Origin of the sequence: Xanthomonas sp. NCPPB 3761, assembly GCF_041475705.2 — a bacterium.
In the GTDB taxonomy this organism is placed as follows: domain Bacteria; phylum Pseudomonadota; class Gammaproteobacteria; order Xanthomonadales; family Xanthomonadaceae; genus Xanthomonas; species Xanthomonas phaseoli.
This window is the reverse complement of the sequence record NZ_CM191262.1, coordinates 2,306,951-2,324,105: the sequence shown is the minus strand read 5'-3', so window position 1 is coordinate 2,324,105 and position 17,155 is coordinate 2,306,951. Positions and strand designations below refer to the sequence as shown.

Genomic DNA, 17,155 nt, shown 5'->3' with positions numbered 1-17,155 from the left:
CCGGCCTACCCGGCCATCGCCGGCGGTTTTTGACCGCTGCGCTGAACATGTCCCGTGCGCTGCCCCGGTGTTTCCGGACGCGGCTGCCGGCCCTGAAACACCTATAAAACTTAAACAAGCGCTCCCGCGGCCTGCCGTGGTGTTGCAGCGCTGGAAACTCTGGTCAGGCCTGTCCGCGCGTTGCGCGAAGGGCCGACAAGCTGTTCCAGAGGCGAAACGTCACGGCGTTCCGCGCGGTAGAGCGCGTGAGGAACGCAACAATGAAGCGAATGCTGATCAACGCAACGCAGGCCGAAGAGCTGCGCGTGGCGATTGTGGACGGCCAGACCCTGTACGACATCGACATCGAACAGCCGTCCAAGGAACAAAAGAAGTCCAACATCTATAAGGGCCGCATCACCCGGCTCGAGCCTTCCCTGGAAGCGGCGTTCGTGGATTATGGCGCCGAGCGTCATGGGTTCCTGCCGTTGAAGGAAATTTCCCGCGACTATTTCCAGGCCGGCGTCGACCATAACAAGGCGACCATTCGCGAATTGCTGCGCGAAGGCCAGGAAATCGTGGTGCAGGTCGACAAGGAAGAGCGTGGCAACAAGGGCGCTGCCCTGACCACGTTCATCTCGCTGGCCGGCCGTTACATGGTGCTGATGCCCAATTCGCCGAGCGCCGGTGGCGTTTCGCGCCGCATCGAGGGCGAAGACCGCGCCGCGCTGAAGGAAGCGCTGGACAAGCTCGATATCCCCGACGACATGGGCGTGATCATCCGCACCGCCGGTGTCGGCCGTGACGCCGAAGAACTGCAGTGGGATCTGGACTATCTGCTGCAGACCTGGAAGGCGATTGCCGAAGCTGCGCTGAGCAAGCCGGCGGCCTTCCTGATCTACCAGGAATCGCGCCTGATCATCCGCGCCCTGCGCGACTACCTGCGCGCCGACGTCGGCGAAATCCTGGTCGACACGCCGGAGTTGTACGCCGACGCCCAGGAGTTCATGAAGCAGGTGATGCCGCAGAGCCTGCGCAAGCTCAAGCACTACACCGACGATATTCCGCTGTTCAATCGCTTCCAGATCGAATCGCAGATCGAAGGCGCCTATGAGCGCAACGTGCGCCTGCCCTCGGGCGGCTCCATCGTGGTGGACCAGACCGAAGCGCTGACCGCCGTCGACGTGAACTCCTCGCGCGCCACCAAGGGCAGCGATATCGAAGAAACCGCGTTCCAGACCAATCTGGAAGCGGCCGAAGAAGTCGCACGCCAGTTGCGCCTGCGCGACCTGGGTGGCCTGGTGGTCATCGACTTCATCGACATGGCCTCGTCCAAGCACCAGCGCGAAGTCGAAAACAGGCTGCAGAACGCGCTCAAATACGACCGCGCACGCGTGCAGCTTGGCCGTATCTCGCGCTTCGGCCTGATGGAAATGAGCCGCCAGCGCCTGCGTCCGAGCCTGGGCGAATCCAGCCAGATCGTCTGCCCGCGTTGCGACGGCCATGGCCGCATGCGCAGTGTCGAGTCGCTGTCGCTGTCGATCATTCGCGTGGCCGAAGAGCACGCCATGAAGGAAAACACCGGGCAGGTGCTGGTCCAGGCCCCGGTGGAAATCGCCAACTACCTGCTCAACGAAAAGCGCAGCGCGCTGCGTGAAATCGAGCAGCGCCATGAGTCGCCGATCATCATCGTCGCCGACGAGCAACTGCATACCCCGCACTACGAAGTCACGCGCCTGCGCGAGAACGAACTGGGCGAAGAAAGCGGCAAGCCGAGCTACCAGCGCGGCACCCCGCGCAAGTTGCCGGTGCATGCGCTGACCAAGGCGCAGTTGAACATCCCGGCCGCCCCGGCGGTGACTTCGATCAAGCCTAGCCAGCCCGCTCCGGTGCGCGAAGAGGCCCCTGCCCCGGTCGCGCCTGTCGCGGCGCCGGCGCCGGTGGTGACCGTGCCCATTCCGGCACCGGTCACCGGCGTGGTGGGCTGGCTGAAGCGGATCTTCGGCGGCGTCGAGCCCGTTGCCCCGGCCCCGGAGTCGGCCCCGCGTCCGCGCCAGAACGATGCTGGCCGCAATACCCGCAGCGAACGCGGCGAGCGTGGCGGTCAGCGCCGCGATGGTCGCGATGCCCGCAGCGGTGGTAATGGTGGCAACCAGCAACGCGGCAATGGTGGCAATGGCAACGGCGCCAACAAGGAACGCCGCGATGAACGCCGTCAGCCTGCCAACGGCCAGGGTGCGCAGAACGGCGCACAGGCACAGCAGCAGGTGCAGGCGCCCAAGCCGCCGCGCAATGAAACGCAGGCGCCAAAGCAGCAGCCGCAGCAGCAGAAGTCCAAGCCGCAGAACCAGAGCCCACGTCCGCCACGTGCGCCTGCGCAGCAGGACGGCGCCCCAGCCGAGCGGCAGCCGCGTCCGGCCCGCCAGGATGAGGGCACGGCAGCGGCGCAGACCCTGACCTCCACTGCCGCAACGGCAACCACGTCGAGCATGGTGTCCGCCATTGCCGATGCCGCTGCACCCACCAATACGCAGACCAACGCGAATGAAGCGGTCCAGGCGCATCCGGTCGATGTCACCGTGATCGAATCCACCGCTGATCGCGGTGCCGACGCAAATGCGACTGCACCGGCCCAGGATGCCGCAGGCGACGATGCTGCCAATGGCGAAGGCGGAAGCCGTCGCCGCCGCGGTCGTCGTGGTGGCCGTCGTCGTCGTCGTGGCGCCGGTGCCAACGGAGAAGGTGGTGCCAGCGTCGATGGCCTGGAAGGCGACGATCTGGACAGCGATACCGACAACGATCTCGATGGCGATAGCGAAGGCGACGACGCCGGTGCTCACGCGCATGTTTCGGGCGCACCGCGCGCCGGCCAGCCCGAGTTCGATTTCGACGATGACGCACCGGCACCGGCCGTGCGCGCCAAGTCGGAACCGGCAGCCCAGGCAGCCGCCAAGCCGCGTCCGGTTCCCAAGGAGCGTGCAGAGCCACAGCTCGGCAGTGATACAGCCTCGACCACCGCGCCGGTTTCCAATGCCGTGCCGGCATCGCAAGCGCCAGCAACAAAACCTGTTGCCAAGGCTGACACCGCTCAGGATCGCCCTGCTGCGCCCGCCGTTGCCACGGACACACCCGCCAAGCCTGCGCCGGCTGCGACCGCGTCGACTGCCGTCAGCACCGATGGTGAGGCCGCACAGGCTGCAGAGCAGCGCCCCGCGCCGGTCGCGCAGCAGGCATCCGCTGCCCCGGCCCCGGTTGCCGCCTCCGCACCTGTGGCATCCACGCCGGCACCTGCGGTGGCTCCAGCCGCCGGGACGGCACCGATGTCGGCTACCACGGCTTCGGCACCGGCTGTTGCATCGCCTGTGACCAACGATGCGGCGACAGGCAGCCAGCACCAGCCTGCGCCGGCAGATGCGGCTGCACCTGCCGCCGAGGCCGAGGCCGCGAAGGCCGACCAGCAGCGGCGCGCTGTGTCGGCGGACGTGGCAACGCCGTCGGTGCAAGCAGCGCCGGTGCAGACGGCACCTGCAACGCCCGCTGACGACCTACCGGCACCTGCGGCAGGTACGCCCGCGTCGCAGGCCGCAGTAGTCACGGTCACGTCGTCGCACGCCGAGCAATCTGTTTCGCAGGCGCCATCGGCCGAGGCGGCAACGACCTCGACCTCGACGGTTGTGCAGGCAAGCCCAGGGGCTGAGACCACGCCCGTGCGCAAGCCGTATGCTCCGGTACAGACCACCATGCTCGATGCGTTGAGCCCGAACGATGCTGCGCCAGCAGTCTCCTCGGCCAACGAGCCCCCGGCAGCCCCTGCAGCAGCGCAGCCATCGCAGGCAGACAAGCCGAAGTCGACGGTGGTTGTGTCCGAAGCAGTCAAGCCGGTTGCGCCATCGGACCAAGCCGAGCAGGCGCAGGATGACGACAGCAACAAGCCGCGTGGCGATCACTGATCGCCAGGTGACTGGATCGAGTGGCCTGGTCGGTTAAGGAAACTCTGAACAATCCGTCCTGATCTGCCACAATCGATCATCGACCCGAGTAGACGATTTCGATGCAGCTGACCTTCGGCGACGCGGAGTACGACGGCAAGCGCAAGCGGACGCGGCGTGAGGTGTTTTTGGCCGAGATGGAGCAGGTCGTGCCGTGGAAGGAGCTGCTGGGGCTGATCGAGCCGCACTACCCGAAGTCGGGGCAACCGGGACGACAGCCGTATCGGCTGGAGACGATGCTGCGCATCCACTTTTTGCAGCAGTGGTATGCATTGAGCGATCCATCGGCGGAAGAAGCCTTGTACGACACGGTGTCGATGCGCCGTTTCGCCAAGATCGGCGGGCTGGATGAGGTGCCGGACGAGACGACGATTCTCAACTTTCGCCATCTGCTGGAGCAGCACGATTTGGCGCGCAAGCTGTTCAATCGGGTGAACGCGCATCTGTCGCGCAAGGGTCAGAGCCTGCGCGGCGGGACGATTGTGGATGCCACGATTATCTCTGCGCCCAGTTCGACCAAGAACAAGGACGGTGAGCGCGATCCGGAGATGCGCCAGACCAAGAAGGGCAACCAATACTTCTTCGGGATGAAGGCGCACATTGGAGTGGATGATGAATCCGGCCTAGTGCACCACGTGGAATGCACGGCAGCCAACGTGGCGGACATCACGCAAGCGCACAAGCTGCTGCATGGCAAGGAAGACACGGTGTGTGGGGACAGCGGCTACACCGGGCTTGAGAAGCGCGATGAGATCAAGGGCAAGCGCAAGCTACGCTACCTGATCGCGGAGAAGCCCTCGAAGCTGAAGCAGATCAAGAACAAGCGCGAACTGAAGTTGGCCAAGCGCTGGGAGCACACCAAGGCCAGCCTGCGTGCGAAGGTGGAACATCCGTTTCGGGTGATCAAGCGCCAGTTTGGCTATGCCAAGGTGCGCTATCGCGGCCTGGTCAAAAACACCGCGCAGGTGCTGACGCTCTTTGCGCTGTCGAACCTGTGGCTGAAGCGGAAGCAGTTGATGCCTGCCGTTGGGAAGTTGTGCCTGTAATGGGGAGAATGCCCCGAGAATGCGCTGGAAACAGCGAAAAACCGAAGGTGTGAGCGTAGTCAGCGCTACCGATGCGGGTCGACGCATCCTCTGGCCGCATTGATCAGACCATCCTTAACAGGTCACGTCAACATCAAAAATAGCGGCCTTCGGGCCGCTGTTTTTTTTAGGCCCTGCACTAACGCCAAGCCGCATCCGCCGGTCGTGATCCCGGCGAGGCATCGACGCAACAGGTTCTTCCACATGAGCGGCGAGGTTTATCGCCACTGGTGGTGAGTGGTTGCAAAAAAACCTTCGATCAGAGAGTTCGGCGACGCCAGACCTACTGGCATATGACGACAATCAGCGCGGAAAGCTTCCTGTGCGGACGTGTATTCATGCGCATTGCAGGGACGTCAGGAATGACAATGCCTGTTTCGACGCCTGGCGCGCCTCCAGCAGGCCAGGCTATTTCGCGTACCTATGCGTTGACGCAATCCAGCAACCGCTGCTGAGTGAGAGGCGCGTCATTTCTCAGCACGCAATGAGCCTCTCTGCACGATGTGGTTCGCTCTGACCTTGCGATGCAGCGCAACCACTGCGCCGCACTCAAGGCAACGGTTCACAGCACCCTTGAGGGATCGGTCAGACCGTATTGATTGGCTAGCCGCGCCAGCGCAATGTTGTCCTGGATGCCGACCTTCTCAAACAGGCGTGCCTTGTGCGTGTTGATGGTCTTGGCGCTGAGGTTCAGGCGCTTGGCGATGTCTTCCTGGCGCAGGCCCTGGGTCAGCAGCAAGGCCACTTCCAGTTCGCGGGGCGACAACGCATCGAACGGTGAACCGCCACCTTCCAGATTGGACAGGGCCAGATTCTGCGCGATCGTGTTGCCGAGATAACGCCGCCCTAATGCGACTTCACGCACCGCGCGCAGCAACTCGTGCGCGTCACCGCCCTTGCCCACATAGCCGGAGGCGCCTGCCTCAAGCAAACGCTTGGGCAATGGCCCGTCTTCGAGTACGGAAACGATGATGACCCGCGTACCGTAGTCGCCCTTGACGATGCGCTCGGTAATTTCCAGGCCGCTGACGCCGGGCAAATGCAGGTCGCACAGCACGATGTCCGGTTTGAGTTGACGAATCTGCGGCAATGCGGCTTCGCCGCTCTCTGCTTCACCCACTACATCGACGTCCACTTCCTTGGACAGAATCATCTTCATGCCTGTACGCACGAGTGCATGATCGTCGATCAGAAAAACTCTGATGGTCATCCTTGTTGTCCTCGCTAGCGGCTGGCTGGTGCAGCCTATCTCCGTGAATAATTCAGGGCAAGCTCGATGCGACGTATTACGCCCAAGTTAGAGCGTTATGACGCCTCACTAGATCATGCATGACGTGCGCGTGGCGCGATGTCTCAAGGCAAGATGTTGCAACGTGTGCCGATGATGCGCCCGCCTGAGCCACCGGCGACATCGGGCAATGCAGTCGCGCTCGGTCAGATTTTGACTGGCGAGATGGTACGGTCGGCGTCCACCAGGGGTTTTAATTCGGGATCCAGCGCAACGCGTTCGTCGAAGACGAAGCAGCGGCCGTCGTAGCCTTCGCCACCGACCTCTTCGAAGTAGCCGAGGATGCCGCCCTCCAGTTGCAGCACGTTGTCCATGCCATCGGCCTGCATCCACACTGCGGCCTTTTCGCAACGGATGCCACCGGTGCAGAAGCTGACCACCGTGGCATCGGCCAACGCGCCACGATGCGGTTCCAGCGCGCCAGGCAAGTCGGTGAACTTGTCGATCGGCAATGTCAGCGCACCCTGGAAGGTGCCGTATGCCACTTCCTGCGCATTGCGCGTGTCCAGCATCACCAACGGGCGACCACGATCGTCATGCCCGTTGCGCAGCCACTCGCGCAGCACGGCAGGCGTCACCGACGGCGCACGACCTTGCAGCGGCGATGCATCGTCGCGACGAAAACTGATGATCTCCGGCTTGATCTTGACCTTGAGCCGCGCGAACGGCTGATGCGCGCTTTCGCTGTACTTGATACGCATCTGCGCAAACCGCGGATCGGCTTGCAGCCAGGTATAGAACGCGCCGATCTGCTCGGCAGCGCCTGCCAGGAACAGGTTGATGCCCTCTTCGGCCACCAGCACCGATCCTTTCAGCGCATGCTGCTCGGCCTGCGCGAGCACGCCGGCGGCAAGTGTCTGCGGATCCTGGATGGTGACGAACTGGTAGGCGGCGGTATTGGTAATCATGCGGCTATTTTAGGGCCGCAGGCAGCCCCTAGCGAGCGCTGTGAACGGGATACCCAGCACGTTGCAGCAACGTGCCTGCACCCGCGTCATGCCGCGACCTCAGCCGCGCAACAGCACAAACGGCAGCAACACCAGCGAGGCGACAATCAGCATGCCGATCAGCGTGACCAGCACGAAGACCGGTCGCCTGCGCAGCAACGCGCCAAAGGTCTCCGCCGTGCCGGCCGCAAGTTCCTCGTGGCGCTGGGCGCGCGCAATCGCGCCGCGCTGCGCCTGGTAGGCATCCATCGCCGCCTTGGCGCGCGGATAGTCGGCATCGTCGCTGAGCCAGATACCGCCGGCGGAAATCCCCCAGTTGCTCGGGCGCGTTTCATAGATCTGCACGCGCTGCTCGCGCATCAGCGCCCGCACCTCGTCGGCTTCGTCGTCGGGGACATTGCGCAGATTGAGCAGTAGCTTGGCCATGCCGCGATGATACCGGGAGCCAAGTGCGATAATGGCCGCCTTTCTCCGTGGACCCTGCCATGCGCTTTCTGTTGACGCTCATTGCCGCCCTGTTGCTCGCAAGCTGCGCACCTGCCCTGCCGCCCTCCGGCGGCACCATCGCCAGTTTCGAGCGGATCGACCGCACCGTTGGGACCGGTGCAGAGGCCACACCAGGCGCAATGGTCACCGTGCACTACACCGGCTGGCTCTACGACGAAAAAGCCGCCGACAAACATGGCAAGAAGTTCGACAGCTCGCTGGATCGCGCCGAGCCGTTCCAGTTCGTACTCGGCGGCCGCCAGGTCATCCGCGGCTGGGACGATGGCGTGGCCGGCATGCGTGTCGGCGGCAAGCGCACCTTGATGACCCCGCCCGATTACGGCTACGGCGACAACGGCGCCGGTGGCGTGATACCGCCCGGTGCATCGTTGGTGTTCGATGTGGAATTGCTGGGCGTGCAGCCGCGTTGAGTACCTGACGATGACTGATCTGAGCAGGCAGCGGCTGGCCGTGATCGGCGGTGGGCCGGCCGGTTTGATGGCGGCGGAAGTGGCTTGCGCAGCAGGCTTGGCGGTGGATCTGTACGAAGCCAAGGGCTCGGTGGGCCGCAAGTTCCTGATCGCTGGCAAAGGCGGCTTGAACCTCACGCATTCCGATTCGATGCCGCTGTTTGCGCAACGCTATCGCGAACGTGAGCAACCGGTTTCCGCGTGGTTGCAGGACTTCGATGCTGACGCGCTGCGCGACTGGGCGCGAGAGCTCGGTGTGGAGACCTACGTCGGTACTTCCGGCCGTGTCTTTCCAATGGACCGCAAGGCCGCACCCCTGCTACGTGGCTGGGTGCGCCGGCTCAAGGAACAAGGCGTCGTGTTTCATGTGCAGCACCGCTGGCAGGGCTGGACTGAAAACGGCGCACTCCGTTTCGACGCACCGACCGGCGCGGTGGAGTGCAGTGCAGAGGCAGTGGTGCTGGCGCTTGGTGGTGGCAGCTGGCCGCAGCTTGGCTCCGACGGCCAGTGGCAAGCAACATTGCAGCAGCGCGGCATCGCGGTTGCGCCTTTGCTGCCGGCCAATTGTGGTTTCGATATCGATTGGAGTGCGCACTTCGTGCAGCGGCATGCAGGTGCACCGCTGAAACCGGTCGTTGCGCACTGGCAGGATGGCAACGGCATGCAGCACGCGTTGCAGGGCGAATGCGTGGCCACTGCGAACGGCATCGAGGGCAGCTTGATCTACGCCTTGGCTGCGGACCTGCGCGAGCAGATCGACGCCCACGGCGTCGCCGAACTCGTGCTGGATCTGATTCCGGGCCGCTCGCTCGAACGCGTGCATGCCGAACTGGCCCAGCCGCGCAAGGGACGCAGTTTCAGCGAGCATCTGCGCCGCCAGGTCGGCATCGATGGCGTCAAAGCGGCGCTCCTCTACGAAGCACTCGGCAAGCAGGCGGGCGACGATGTGGCATTGGTCGCACGCACGCTCAAGCAGTTGCCGTTGCGCTTTTTGCGGCCACGTCCGCTGGCCGAAGCAATCAGTTCTGCAGGCGGCGTGCGGTTGGAGGCGCTGGACGACCAGCTGATGGCGCTCGCGCAACCAGGGGTATTTTGTGCTGGCGAAATGCTCGATTGGGAAGCGCCAACCGGCGGCTATCTGCTCACTGCCTGTTTCGCCAGCGGCCGACGCGCCGCACGCGGTGCGGTACGGTGGCTAGCGCAGCGCCACCCAAGCGCTACAGGCGATCGCTGACTGCCGCACGCGGCCATACCGATTTGACGTCGTATACCACCGCGCCCGGTTTGCCGAGCGCAGCGATCCGCGCGACGTCGTAGTCGCGATACTGCGCATGCGCCACCGCCAGCACCACGGCGTCGTAGCTGCCCTCTTCCGGCGTCTCGCGTAAGTGCACACCTCCGTGCTGCAGCGCTTCAGCCGGGTCTGCCCACGGGTCGCAGGTATCCACCTGCACACCCGCGGCCTGCAGCAGCTGCACCAATTCCAGGGCGCGGCTGTTGCGCAGATCCGGGCAGTTCTCCTTGAAGGTGGCGCCCAGCACCAGCACCCTCGCCTGCGCAAGCGCGACGCCACGCATGGCCAGCATGCCGCACACGCGTTCGGCCACATGTCGGCCGACACGATTGTTGACCTGCCGCGCAGTGTGGATCAGGTCCGGGTGATAGCCCACGCTTTCGGATTTGTGCATCAGGTAGTACGGATCCACACCGATGCAATGCCCACCGACCAGGCCAGGACGAAACGGCAGGAAATTCCACTTGGTTCCTGCGGCTTCGAGCACATCGAGCGTGTCGATTCCCAGCTTGTCGAAAATCAACGCCAACTCGTTGACTAGCGCGATATTGACGTCGCGCTGGATGTTTTCGACCACCTTTGCCGCTTCTGCCACGCGCATCGACGGAGCGCGCCAGGTGCCTGCAGCGATGATGCTGGTGTATAGCGCATCGACGGCATCGGCAGCGTCCGCTGTCGAGCCCGAGGTGATCTTGCGGATGTCGCGCAGACGCCGCTGGCGATCGCCGGGATTGACGCGTTCGGGGCTGTAACCGCAAAAGAAGTCGTAGTTGAAGCGCAGCCCAGAGCCTGCTTCGAGCAAGGGCACGCAAACTTCCTCGGTGGTTCCTGGATAAACCGTGGATTCGTAGATCACCAAGTCGCCGGGCTTGAGTGCGGCGGCGATCAAGGCCGTGGCGCTACGCAACGGCTCCAGATCCGGTTGCTCGAAGCTGTCGATCGGCGTCGGCACAGTCACGATGAAAATGCGGCACGTGGCCAGATCCGCAGCGTTTGCGCTGTAGCGCAACTGCGTTGCGGCAGCCAATTCGGCATCGTCCAGCTCCAGCGTGGCATCGTGGCCATCGCGCAATTGCGCAACACGCTGCGCATCGATGTCGAAGCCCAGGGTGTCACGTTGCTCCCCGAACGCAACCGCCAACGGCAGGCCGACATAACCTAAGCCGATGACGGCGATGCGCCCCTGTGCGGGGGCGAGAAGCGTAGTGCCAGACATGCGGTTCCTTGAATGGTGCGCAGCCGGTGGCGGCGCGCTATGCGGCGGCAGCATAGCGCAGGCCGCAGACGCCAGGCAGTGCAGGAAGTACGCTGCAAAGATTCACAATCGCCGCGCAATCAGGCACGCTATCGCAATGCCCGGGTGGCGAAATTGGTAGACGCAAGGGACTTAAAATCCCTCAGCCGCAAGGCTATGCGGGTTCGACCCCCGCCCCGGGCACGCCTCTATAAGGTAATCGAGTCGGCGCATGCGCACTCGTCTTCGCGCCGCGCGACGCTTGCCCGCATGATGTCCATGCCCAGTCATTCGCATCGTGCAGCCGACATGGTGGTCACCTGGCCCCGGATTGCATTCTCGATCTCGGCGTACACGCGACATCGCGTTGCGCCATCCTTCCCGACGCGATCAGTCACACGCATGTGTCCAAAGCACCCAAGCACATGTGCGCGCACTGGAACAGGCATTCGTTATCGGACACCGCAGCGCCACTGCTCTTAGTTCACGGCAGCCGCTTAGTGAACGAACGTCCCCGGCCAATAAAAAACGGCCGATAAAAAACCCCGGATATCGAGCGATATCCGGGGTTCGAATTTGGAGCGGGAAACGAGACTCGAACTCGCGACCTCAACCTTGGCAAGGTTGCGCTCTACCAACTGAGCTATTCCCGCGTGGAGCGAAATTGTACAGCGTGTTACTTCGTTGCGCTAGCCCTGTCGTCGTCGATGGCAGGAATACCGCATGCGATGTGGAGGCCTGGGCCGGAATTGAACCGGCGTACGCGGATTTGCAGTCCGCTGCATAACCACTCTACCACCAGGCCGAAACATCAAACCCAAGCATCCTGCCTTGAAACAACGAGACCCCTGACGCGGGGTCTTGTCTACATCTGGAGCGGGAAACGAGACTCGAACTCGCGACCTCAACCTTGGCAAGGTTGCGCTCTACCAACTGAGCTATTCCCGCTTGGGAGGCGAAATTCTACAGCGAACAGGATAGCTGTCAACTGTTGCTTTCGATTTTTTTCCGCTTGTTGCTGATCGCTGCTTTTTCGTCGGCGCGCAGACTTGGCCAAGCAGCCTGCAGATACTGAAACCCCGACCACAGCGTCAGCAAGGCGGCAATGGCCAATGTCCAGTAGCCCGCACGAAATATCAGATTGCCCAGCCAGATCTCATGCGTGGGCATCTGCCCGGGCGTGACCGAATACAACAAGCACAGCAAGGCCACCATTTGTGCGGTGGTCTTGATCTTGCCGATTGCCGCCACGCGCACCTTGGCGCGCTGGCCGATTTCGGCCATCCACTCGCGGAGTGCAGAGACGGCAATCTCGCGTCCGACGATGACTGCTGCCCAGAACGCCATCCACGGCGTGGGATGGCCCTGCACAATCAGGAACAGCGCCACGGCGACCATCAGCTTGTCGGCGACCGGGTCCAGAAATGCGCCGAATGCGGAATATTGGTGATAACGCCGCGCGACCCAGCCATCCAGCCAGTCGGTGATGGCGGCCAGCGCGAACACGCCGGCGGACGCGAAATTCGTCCACGTGTACGGCAGGTAGAACACCACGACCAACACCGGGATCATCACGATCCTCAGCAGTGTCAGCCACGTGGGGATGGTCAACTTCATTGCGGACTTGCCTCGCCTGCCGCATCGGGAAGCGCCAGCCCGTGCAGGTTAGCGTAGATTCGCGCGGCAAGTGCGGCATTGACCCCCTCCACCCGCGCAATCTCGGCCTCGCCAGCGGCCTTGAGCCCGACCAGGCCACCGAAGTGCTTGAGCAGACTCGCGCGGCGCCGGGGGCCGATGCCGGGGATATCCTCGAGCTTGCTGGTCATGCGCGCCTTCTGGCGGCGACCGCGGTGGCCGGTGATCGCAAAGCGGTGCGCTTCGTCACGCACTTGCTGGATAAATTGCAGCGCAGGCGACGCGGCGCCCGGCCGCAGCTCGCGGCCGTCGGCCATGATCAAGGCTTCGTGCCCTGCCCGGCGCTCTTCGCCCTTGGCCACGCCGACCAGCAAGACGTTCTCGACCCCAAGATCGGCCAGCGCGGCCTGCGCCTGCGCCAGCTGGCCCGCGCCACCGTCGATCAGCAGCACATCGGGCAGCACGCCATTCTCTTCCACGGCGCGCCGGAAGCGGCGTTCGATCGCCTGCCGCATGGCTGCGTAGTCGTCGCCCGGCGTGATGCCGGAAATATTGAAGCGCCGGTACTGGCCACGCACCGGGCCACTGGCGTCGAATACCACGCACGAGGCAACGGTCGCCTCGCCCATGGTGTGACTGATGTCGAAACACTCCACGCGCTTGACCGGCTCGGCAAGTCCAAGCATCTCGCGCAAGGCTTCGCTGCGTGCATGCTGCGCGCTCTGGCTGGTGAGCTCGGTGACCAGGGTCAGCTGCGCATTGCGCGTGGCCAGCAGCAGATAGCCGGCACGCTCGCCGCGCACGTTCCACTTCAGCGCCACCTTGTGCTCGGCGGCCGTACTGAGCGCGGCTTCGATCAGCTCGGCTTCCGGGATCTCGCGGTCGAGCAGGATTTCGCGCGGGGGCGAGTGCTCGGCGTAGTACTGCGATACGAATGCGCCAAGAATTTCGTCGGCGCTGTCCTCCCCGTTGGTCTTGGGAAAGAACGAGCGCGTGCCGAGATTGCGGCCGTCGCGAAAACTCAGCAACAAGACGCAGGCCTGGCTGGATTGCGTGGCGCAGGCCAGCACGTCCAGATCAGCGGCACGCCCGTCGACGTATTGACGGTTCTGCATGCTGCGCAGCGAGGAGAGCAAATCGCGCAAACGCGCGGCGCGCTCGAATTCCAGTGCCTCGCTGGCCTGCTGCATCGAGTGCATGATCTCTTCGCCGAGCTGATCGCTCTTGCCTTCGAGAAACATGGTGGCGCGGCGTACCGATTCGGCGTAATCCGGAGCGGCCACCAAATCCACGCATGGGCCGCTGCAACGCCCGATCTGGTATTGCAGGCAAGGCCGCGAACGGTTGCGGAACACGCTGTCCTCGCAACTGCGCAGCTTGAACAGCTTGTGCATCAGGCTCAGCGTTTCGCGTACACCGGTGACGCCGGTGTAAGGGCCGAAGTAACGCCCTTGCACCGCACGTGGACCGCGGTGCAAGGCAATACGGGGCCATTGTTCGCGGGTCAGCAGCACGTATGGGTAGCTCTTGTCGTCGCGCAACGACACGTTGTAGCGCGGCGACAACGATTTGATCAGCTGATTTTCCAGCAGTAGCGCTTCGGCTTCGCTGCGGGTGACGGTGACGTCCATGCGCGCGACCTGCGACAGCATCGAAGTCAACCGGGCGTTCTTCGGCGTCCCGTTGAAATAGCTGCCCACACGTTTGCGCAACGCGCCCGCCTTGCCGACATACAGCAAGGTGTCGTCGCCCGCATACATGCGATAGACGCCAGGCGCGGTGCTCAGTTGCGCAGCGAACGCTTTTCCATCGAAATCGTTTTGGGGCCTGGCGCTCATTCGTCTATCGAAACATCACTCAGTGCGCCGCTGGCAAGGTCGTATCGCAAGATGGCGTGCGCATCGGTTTCTGCAATCCAGACCGCATCTGCGGTGACCGCCAGCCCGGCCGGGCCATGCAGACGACGCGGCAGCGCGACCGTGGTCAATTCACCGCCGTCCAGGCGCAGGCAGCGCAGGCGGCCATTGCCGGTGTCGGCGATCCACAGCAGCGGCGAATCGGCCGCCAGTGCGATGCCCTGTGGGAATTGCAGGCGCGCCGTGCTGCGCGGACCGTCCTGATCTCCAAACTGCCAGGTGCCCTGCCCACCGACCAAGGTCTGTACCAGATCGCCCCGCAACTGCATGGTGCGGATCGACGAGCCCAGCCCGTCGCAGACATAGGCCACCTGCTGCACCGACGCCAAACCGGCCGGCTGTGCGAAAGCTGCGAGATGGCCGCTGCCGTCGCGGGTTTCAAGGGCACCGGTGCCTGCGCGCGCGGTCAGTGCGGCGCGGCCCAGGTGGTAACTCCAGATCCGGTTATCGCCGGCCATGGCGATCAATACCTGGTTGTCGGCGATCGCCAGACCTTGCGGGTAGTTCAGCGCAGAGGCACCGGGCGACGCCAGCGGGCCTTCGACCGGCTCGCCGGAGCGACCGGTGCCGCACAAGGTGTCCACCTGCCCGCTGCGCAGGTTGATACGACGCAGCGCATGGTTGCCGGTATCGGCGACATACAACTGATCGCGTTCCAACGCCAACCCTTGCGGACGCCGGAATGCCGCCTCGCCGACGCCGCCGTCGATGAGATCGGCATTGCCATGCCCGAACTGGCGCAGTACGCGTCCGCTGTGCGTGCACTCGAGCACGCGGTGGTGGCCGGTATCGGCGACATACAACCTGTCCTCGGTCGCGGCCAAGCCGGTGGGAAAACGCAACGCCAGATGCGGCTCGGGCTCGCGCTCGGCCACACCGTGGAGGTCGGCGTCCGACGGCGGCGGCTGGCCCTCGCAAAGCGCAGTCAGCGCCTTGTCCAGATCGCCGGTGACGCCCACCAGGCGCTGCCGCTCGCGGCCGTAGGCATCCAGCAGCACCAGCGTGGGCCAGGATTCGATACCGAAGCGACGCCAGGTTTCCCAATCCTTGTCGAGCAGGATCGGCGCACTCACGCCGTGTCCGCGCAGTTGTTTAAGCGAACGTTGCGGCAGGCGCTCGCTGTCGAAACGCGGCACCTGCACCACGATTACTTGGAGCCGGCCGGGGCTACGCGCCTGCCAGTGGGCAAGCTCGGCCAGGCGTTCGGCGCACCACACCGAGCTGGCGTTGACGAACGCCAGCACCAGCGCACGGCCGCGATGCTCCTGCAAGGTGGAGGGCCTGGCATTGAGCCAGGTGGGAAATTCCGGCAGTTCCTGGGTGAGCTGGGCGTTCATGTGGTGATTATGCCCAAGCGCGATTAGCCGCGGGTGAGTCTGGCCACGGTCAGGCGCGCGGCAGCGTCGACCAGCTGCCATACCTGCTCGAAGTCATCCATGCCGCCGGTATACGGGTCGGGGATGTCATCGCGCGCGTCGATGCCGGCCCAGGGCAGCCACAAGGCGAGCTTGTCGCGCTGCGCCGCCGGGGCGAGCCGCTGCAGATCGCGCAGATTGCTGCCGTCTGCGCACAACAGCCAATCGAAATGCTCGAAATCCGAGTGCTTGACCTGGCGCGCACGAAGACCGGAGATCTCCACGCCATGGCCGCGCGCGCAGCGGATCGCGCGCGGGTCCGGCGGATCGCCGGCATGCCAGTCGCCGGTCCCGGCGGAATCGACCTCGATGCGCCGCGACAGCCGCGCCTTGTCCAGTTGCGCGCGCAGGGCGCCCTCGCCCATCGGCGACCGGCAGATATTGCAAAGGCAGACGATCAGCACCTTCATGCCGAAGCCACCCGCATCTGTGCGCGGACCAGATCGTCGGGGGTATCGATGCCTGGCGGAAACGGCTCGGGCGTCACCGCCACGGCGATGCGATAGCCGGCTTCCATCGCGCGCAGCTGTTCCAGCGATTCGATGCGCTCCAGCATGCCGGGCGGCATGGCCGCGAAGCGTTGCAGGAAGCCTGCGCGGTAGGCGTAGATGCCAATGTGGCGCAGCCATTGACCCTCTGCAGGCACGCTATCGCGCTGGCTGGCGAAGCTGTCGCGGTGCCAGGGAATCGGCGCACGGCTGAAATACAGCGCGTCGCCGCCGGCCGTGCGCACCAGCTTCACCACGTTGGGATCGAACAGGTCATGCGCGTTATCCACCGGTACGGCCAGCGTGGCCATCTGTGCATCGGAATGCTGCAGCAGATCTGCCACGGCGCGGATGCCTGCAGCCGGCGCAAACGGTTCGTCGCCTTGCAGATTGACCACGCAGGTCTGCTCGTCCCAGCCGGCAATGCGTGCGCATTCGGCCAGGCGGTCGGTGCCGGAAAGATGCGCGGCGCCGGTCATCGCCACATGCACCCCGGGAAGATGCTCGATCGCCGCGGCGATACGCGTGTCATCGGTGGCCACCCACACCTCGCGCGCACCCGCCAGCAACGCACGCTCGGCCACATGCTGGATCATCGGGCGATCGCCGATTCGTTGTAGCGGTTTACCCGGCAGCCGCGTGGAGGCGTAACGGGCGGGAATGGCGACAACGAAATCGGCAGGCGTGGTGGGTGTCATACGTGCGCGCTCTGGAGACAGTGAGAAGTGGAGAAACGAGAGAACCGAATCGTTTGATGCCGATGTGTGATTGAACGGGGTCGCGGTATTCGTCGGCGCTGCGCTGCACGAGATCAGCACTCAGAACGCCTTTGCATGCGCGGCTTGCAGCCATGCGCACCGCTCTCCGAGTAGACCGTTGCCCGAGCACTGCGAGACGTCATGCAGCATGGATACCCATCGCAGCCGCAA

13 protein-coding genes and 4 tRNA genes are annotated in these 17,155 nt (G+C 64.2%); 5 read left to right on the top strand and 12 right to left on the bottom strand.

The window, feature by feature from the left end:
- Window positions 1-269 precede the first annotated feature (269 nt).
- Together ACCQ00_RS10235 and ACCQ00_RS10230 are read left to right on the top strand one after the other, a co-directional pair.
- Window positions 270-3,929, top strand: a complete 3,660-nt coding sequence (locus tag ACCQ00_RS10235) for a ribonuclease E/G (RefSeq protein ID WP_039574596.1) — start codon at window positions 270-272, stop codon at window positions 3,927-3,929.
- A gap of 101 nt (window positions 3,930-4,030) precedes the next feature.
- On the top strand, window positions 4,031-5,014 hold the full coding sequence (locus ACCQ00_RS10230) for an IS5-like element ISXfu1 family transposase (protein ID WP_022557821.1): 984 nt from the start codon (window positions 4,031-4,033) through the stop codon (window positions 5,012-5,014).
- 601 nt (window positions 5,015-5,615) lie between these two features.
- On the opposite strand, the gene ACCQ00_RS10225 is transcribed toward ACCQ00_RS10230, so the two are convergent.
- The 3 genes from ACCQ00_RS10225 to ACCQ00_RS10215 form a co-directional block, all read right to left on the bottom strand.
- Entirely contained in the window at window positions 5,616-6,263 is a 648-nt protein-coding gene (locus tag ACCQ00_RS10225; protein WP_003489223.1) for a response regulator, read from the bottom strand.
- A 224-nt stretch (window positions 6,264-6,487) separates the two neighbouring features.
- Window positions 6,488-7,249, bottom strand: coding sequence for a sulfurtransferase (locus tag ACCQ00_RS10220; RefSeq protein WP_039574225.1), 762 nt, complete (start codon window positions 7,247-7,249; stop codon window positions 6,488-6,490).
- A 99-nt stretch (window positions 7,250-7,348) separates the two neighbouring features.
- Window positions 7,349-7,714, bottom strand: coding sequence for a DUF6164 family protein (locus tag ACCQ00_RS10215; protein ID WP_039583896.1), 366 nt, complete (start codon window positions 7,712-7,714; stop codon window positions 7,349-7,351).
- A gap of 59 nt (window positions 7,715-7,773) precedes the next feature.
- On the opposite strand from ACCQ00_RS10215, the gene ACCQ00_RS10210 reads away from it, so the two are divergent.
- Both ACCQ00_RS10210 and ACCQ00_RS10205 read left to right on the top strand, forming a co-directional pair.
- Window positions 7,774-8,205: an FKBP-type peptidyl-prolyl cis-trans isomerase gene (locus ACCQ00_RS10210; RefSeq protein ID WP_017156625.1), complete on the top strand. Its 432-nt coding sequence runs from the start codon at window positions 7,774-7,776 to the stop codon at window positions 8,203-8,205.
- 10 nt (window positions 8,206-8,215) lie between these two features.
- Entirely contained in the window at window positions 8,216-9,478 is a 1,263-nt protein-coding gene (locus tag ACCQ00_RS10205; RefSeq protein WP_039583895.1) for a TIGR03862 family flavoprotein, read from the top strand.
- Here the strand turns inward: ACCQ00_RS10205 and ACCQ00_RS10200 are convergent.
- Window positions 9,462-10,754, bottom strand: a complete 1,293-nt coding sequence (locus ACCQ00_RS10200) for a nucleotide sugar dehydrogenase (RefSeq protein WP_039574233.1) — start codon at window positions 10,752-10,754, stop codon at window positions 9,462-9,464. The two genes, ACCQ00_RS10205 and ACCQ00_RS10200, sit on opposite strands and share 17 nt — an antisense overlap.
- A 138-nt stretch (window positions 10,755-10,892) precedes the next feature.
- Between ACCQ00_RS10200 and ACCQ00_RS10195 the strand changes: the two genes are divergently transcribed.
- A tRNA-Leu gene (locus ACCQ00_RS10195) sits at window positions 10,893-10,976 on the top strand.
- Between the two features lie 373 nt (window positions 10,977-11,349).
- Here ACCQ00_RS10195 and ACCQ00_RS10190 read toward each other — a convergent pair.
- The 8 genes from ACCQ00_RS10190 to kdsB form a co-directional block, all read right to left on the bottom strand.
- A tRNA-Gly gene (locus ACCQ00_RS10190) sits at window positions 11,350-11,425 on the bottom strand.
- Window positions 11,426-11,503: 78 nt separating this feature from the next.
- Window positions 11,504-11,577: transfer RNA gene (locus ACCQ00_RS10185), tRNA-Cys, on the bottom strand.
- A 67-nt stretch (window positions 11,578-11,644) separates the two neighbouring features.
- Window positions 11,645-11,720: transfer RNA gene (locus ACCQ00_RS10180), tRNA-Gly, on the bottom strand.
- A 36-nt stretch (window positions 11,721-11,756) separates the two neighbouring features.
- Entirely contained in the window at window positions 11,757-12,389 is a 633-nt protein-coding gene (gene pgsA, locus ACCQ00_RS10175) for a CDP-diacylglycerol--glycerol-3-phosphate 3-phosphatidyltransferase (protein WP_039574235.1), read from the bottom strand.
- Window positions 12,386-14,245 carry an excinuclease ABC subunit UvrC gene (uvrC, locus tag ACCQ00_RS10170; RefSeq protein ID WP_017156622.1) on the bottom strand — a complete coding sequence of 620 codons (1,860 nt, stop codon included), beginning with the start codon at window positions 14,243-14,245 and terminating at the stop codon, window positions 12,386-12,388. Before uvrC ends, pgsA begins: the two co-directional genes overlap by 4 nt.
- Entirely contained in the window at window positions 14,242-15,660 is a 1,419-nt protein-coding gene (locus ACCQ00_RS10165) for a nhl repeat protein (RefSeq protein ID WP_039574238.1), read from the bottom strand. The genes uvrC and ACCQ00_RS10165 overlap by 4 nt, the downstream gene beginning before the upstream one ends.
- A gap of 23 nt (window positions 15,661-15,683) precedes the next feature.
- Window positions 15,684-16,148, bottom strand: coding sequence for a low molecular weight protein-tyrosine-phosphatase (locus tag ACCQ00_RS10160; protein WP_039574241.1), 465 nt, complete (start codon window positions 16,146-16,148; stop codon window positions 15,684-15,686).
- A complete protein-coding gene (gene kdsB / locus ACCQ00_RS10155; RefSeq protein WP_039583894.1) occupies window positions 16,145-16,924 on the bottom strand; it encodes a 3-deoxy-manno-octulosonate cytidylyltransferase in 780 nt (259 codons plus the stop codon). Before kdsB ends, ACCQ00_RS10160 begins: the two co-directional genes overlap by 4 nt.
- Between the last annotated feature and the right edge of the window lie 231 nt (window positions 16,925-17,155).

Coding starts and splice junctions, on each gene's coding strand:
- ACCQ00_RS10235 (WP_039574596.1), top strand. CDS start 270: ATGCTGATCAACGCAACGCAGGCCGAAGAGCTGCGCGTGGCGATTGTG.
- ACCQ00_RS10230 (WP_022557821.1), top strand. CDS start 4,031: ATGCAGCTGACCTTCGGCGACGCGGAGTACGACGGCAAGCGCAAGCGG.
- ACCQ00_RS10225 (WP_003489223.1), bottom strand. CDS start 6,263: ATGACCATCAGAGTTTTTCTGATCGACGATCATGCACTCGTGCGTACA.
- ACCQ00_RS10220 (WP_039574225.1), bottom strand. CDS start 7,249: ATGATTACCAATACCGCCGCCTACCAGTTCGTCACCATCCAGGATCCG.
- ACCQ00_RS10215 (WP_039583896.1), bottom strand. CDS start 7,714: ATGGCCAAGCTACTGCTCAATCTGCGCAATGTCCCCGACGACGAAGCC.
- ACCQ00_RS10210 (WP_017156625.1), top strand. CDS start 7,774: ATGCGCTTTCTGTTGACGCTCATTGCCGCCCTGTTGCTCGCAAGCTGC.
- ACCQ00_RS10205 (WP_039583895.1), top strand. CDS start 8,216: ATGACTGATCTGAGCAGGCAGCGGCTGGCCGTGATCGGCGGTGGGCCG.
- ACCQ00_RS10200 (WP_039574233.1), bottom strand. CDS start 10,754: ATGTCTGGCACTACGCTTCTCGCCCCCGCACAGGGGCGCATCGCCGTC.
- pgsA (WP_039574235.1), bottom strand. CDS start 12,389: ATGAAGTTGACCATCCCCACGTGGCTGACACTGCTGAGGATCGTGATG.
- uvrC (WP_017156622.1), bottom strand. CDS start 14,245: ATGAGCGCCAGGCCCCAAAACGATTTCGATGGAAAAGCGTTCGCTGCG.
- ACCQ00_RS10165 (WP_039574238.1), bottom strand. CDS start 15,660: ATGAACGCCCAGCTCACCCAGGAACTGCCGGAATTTCCCACCTGGCTC.
- ACCQ00_RS10160 (WP_039574241.1), bottom strand. CDS start 16,148: ATGAAGGTGCTGATCGTCTGCCTTTGCAATATCTGCCGGTCGCCGATG.
- kdsB (WP_039583894.1), bottom strand. CDS start 16,924: ATGACACCCACCACGCCTGCCGATTTCGTTGTCGCCATTCCCGCCCGT.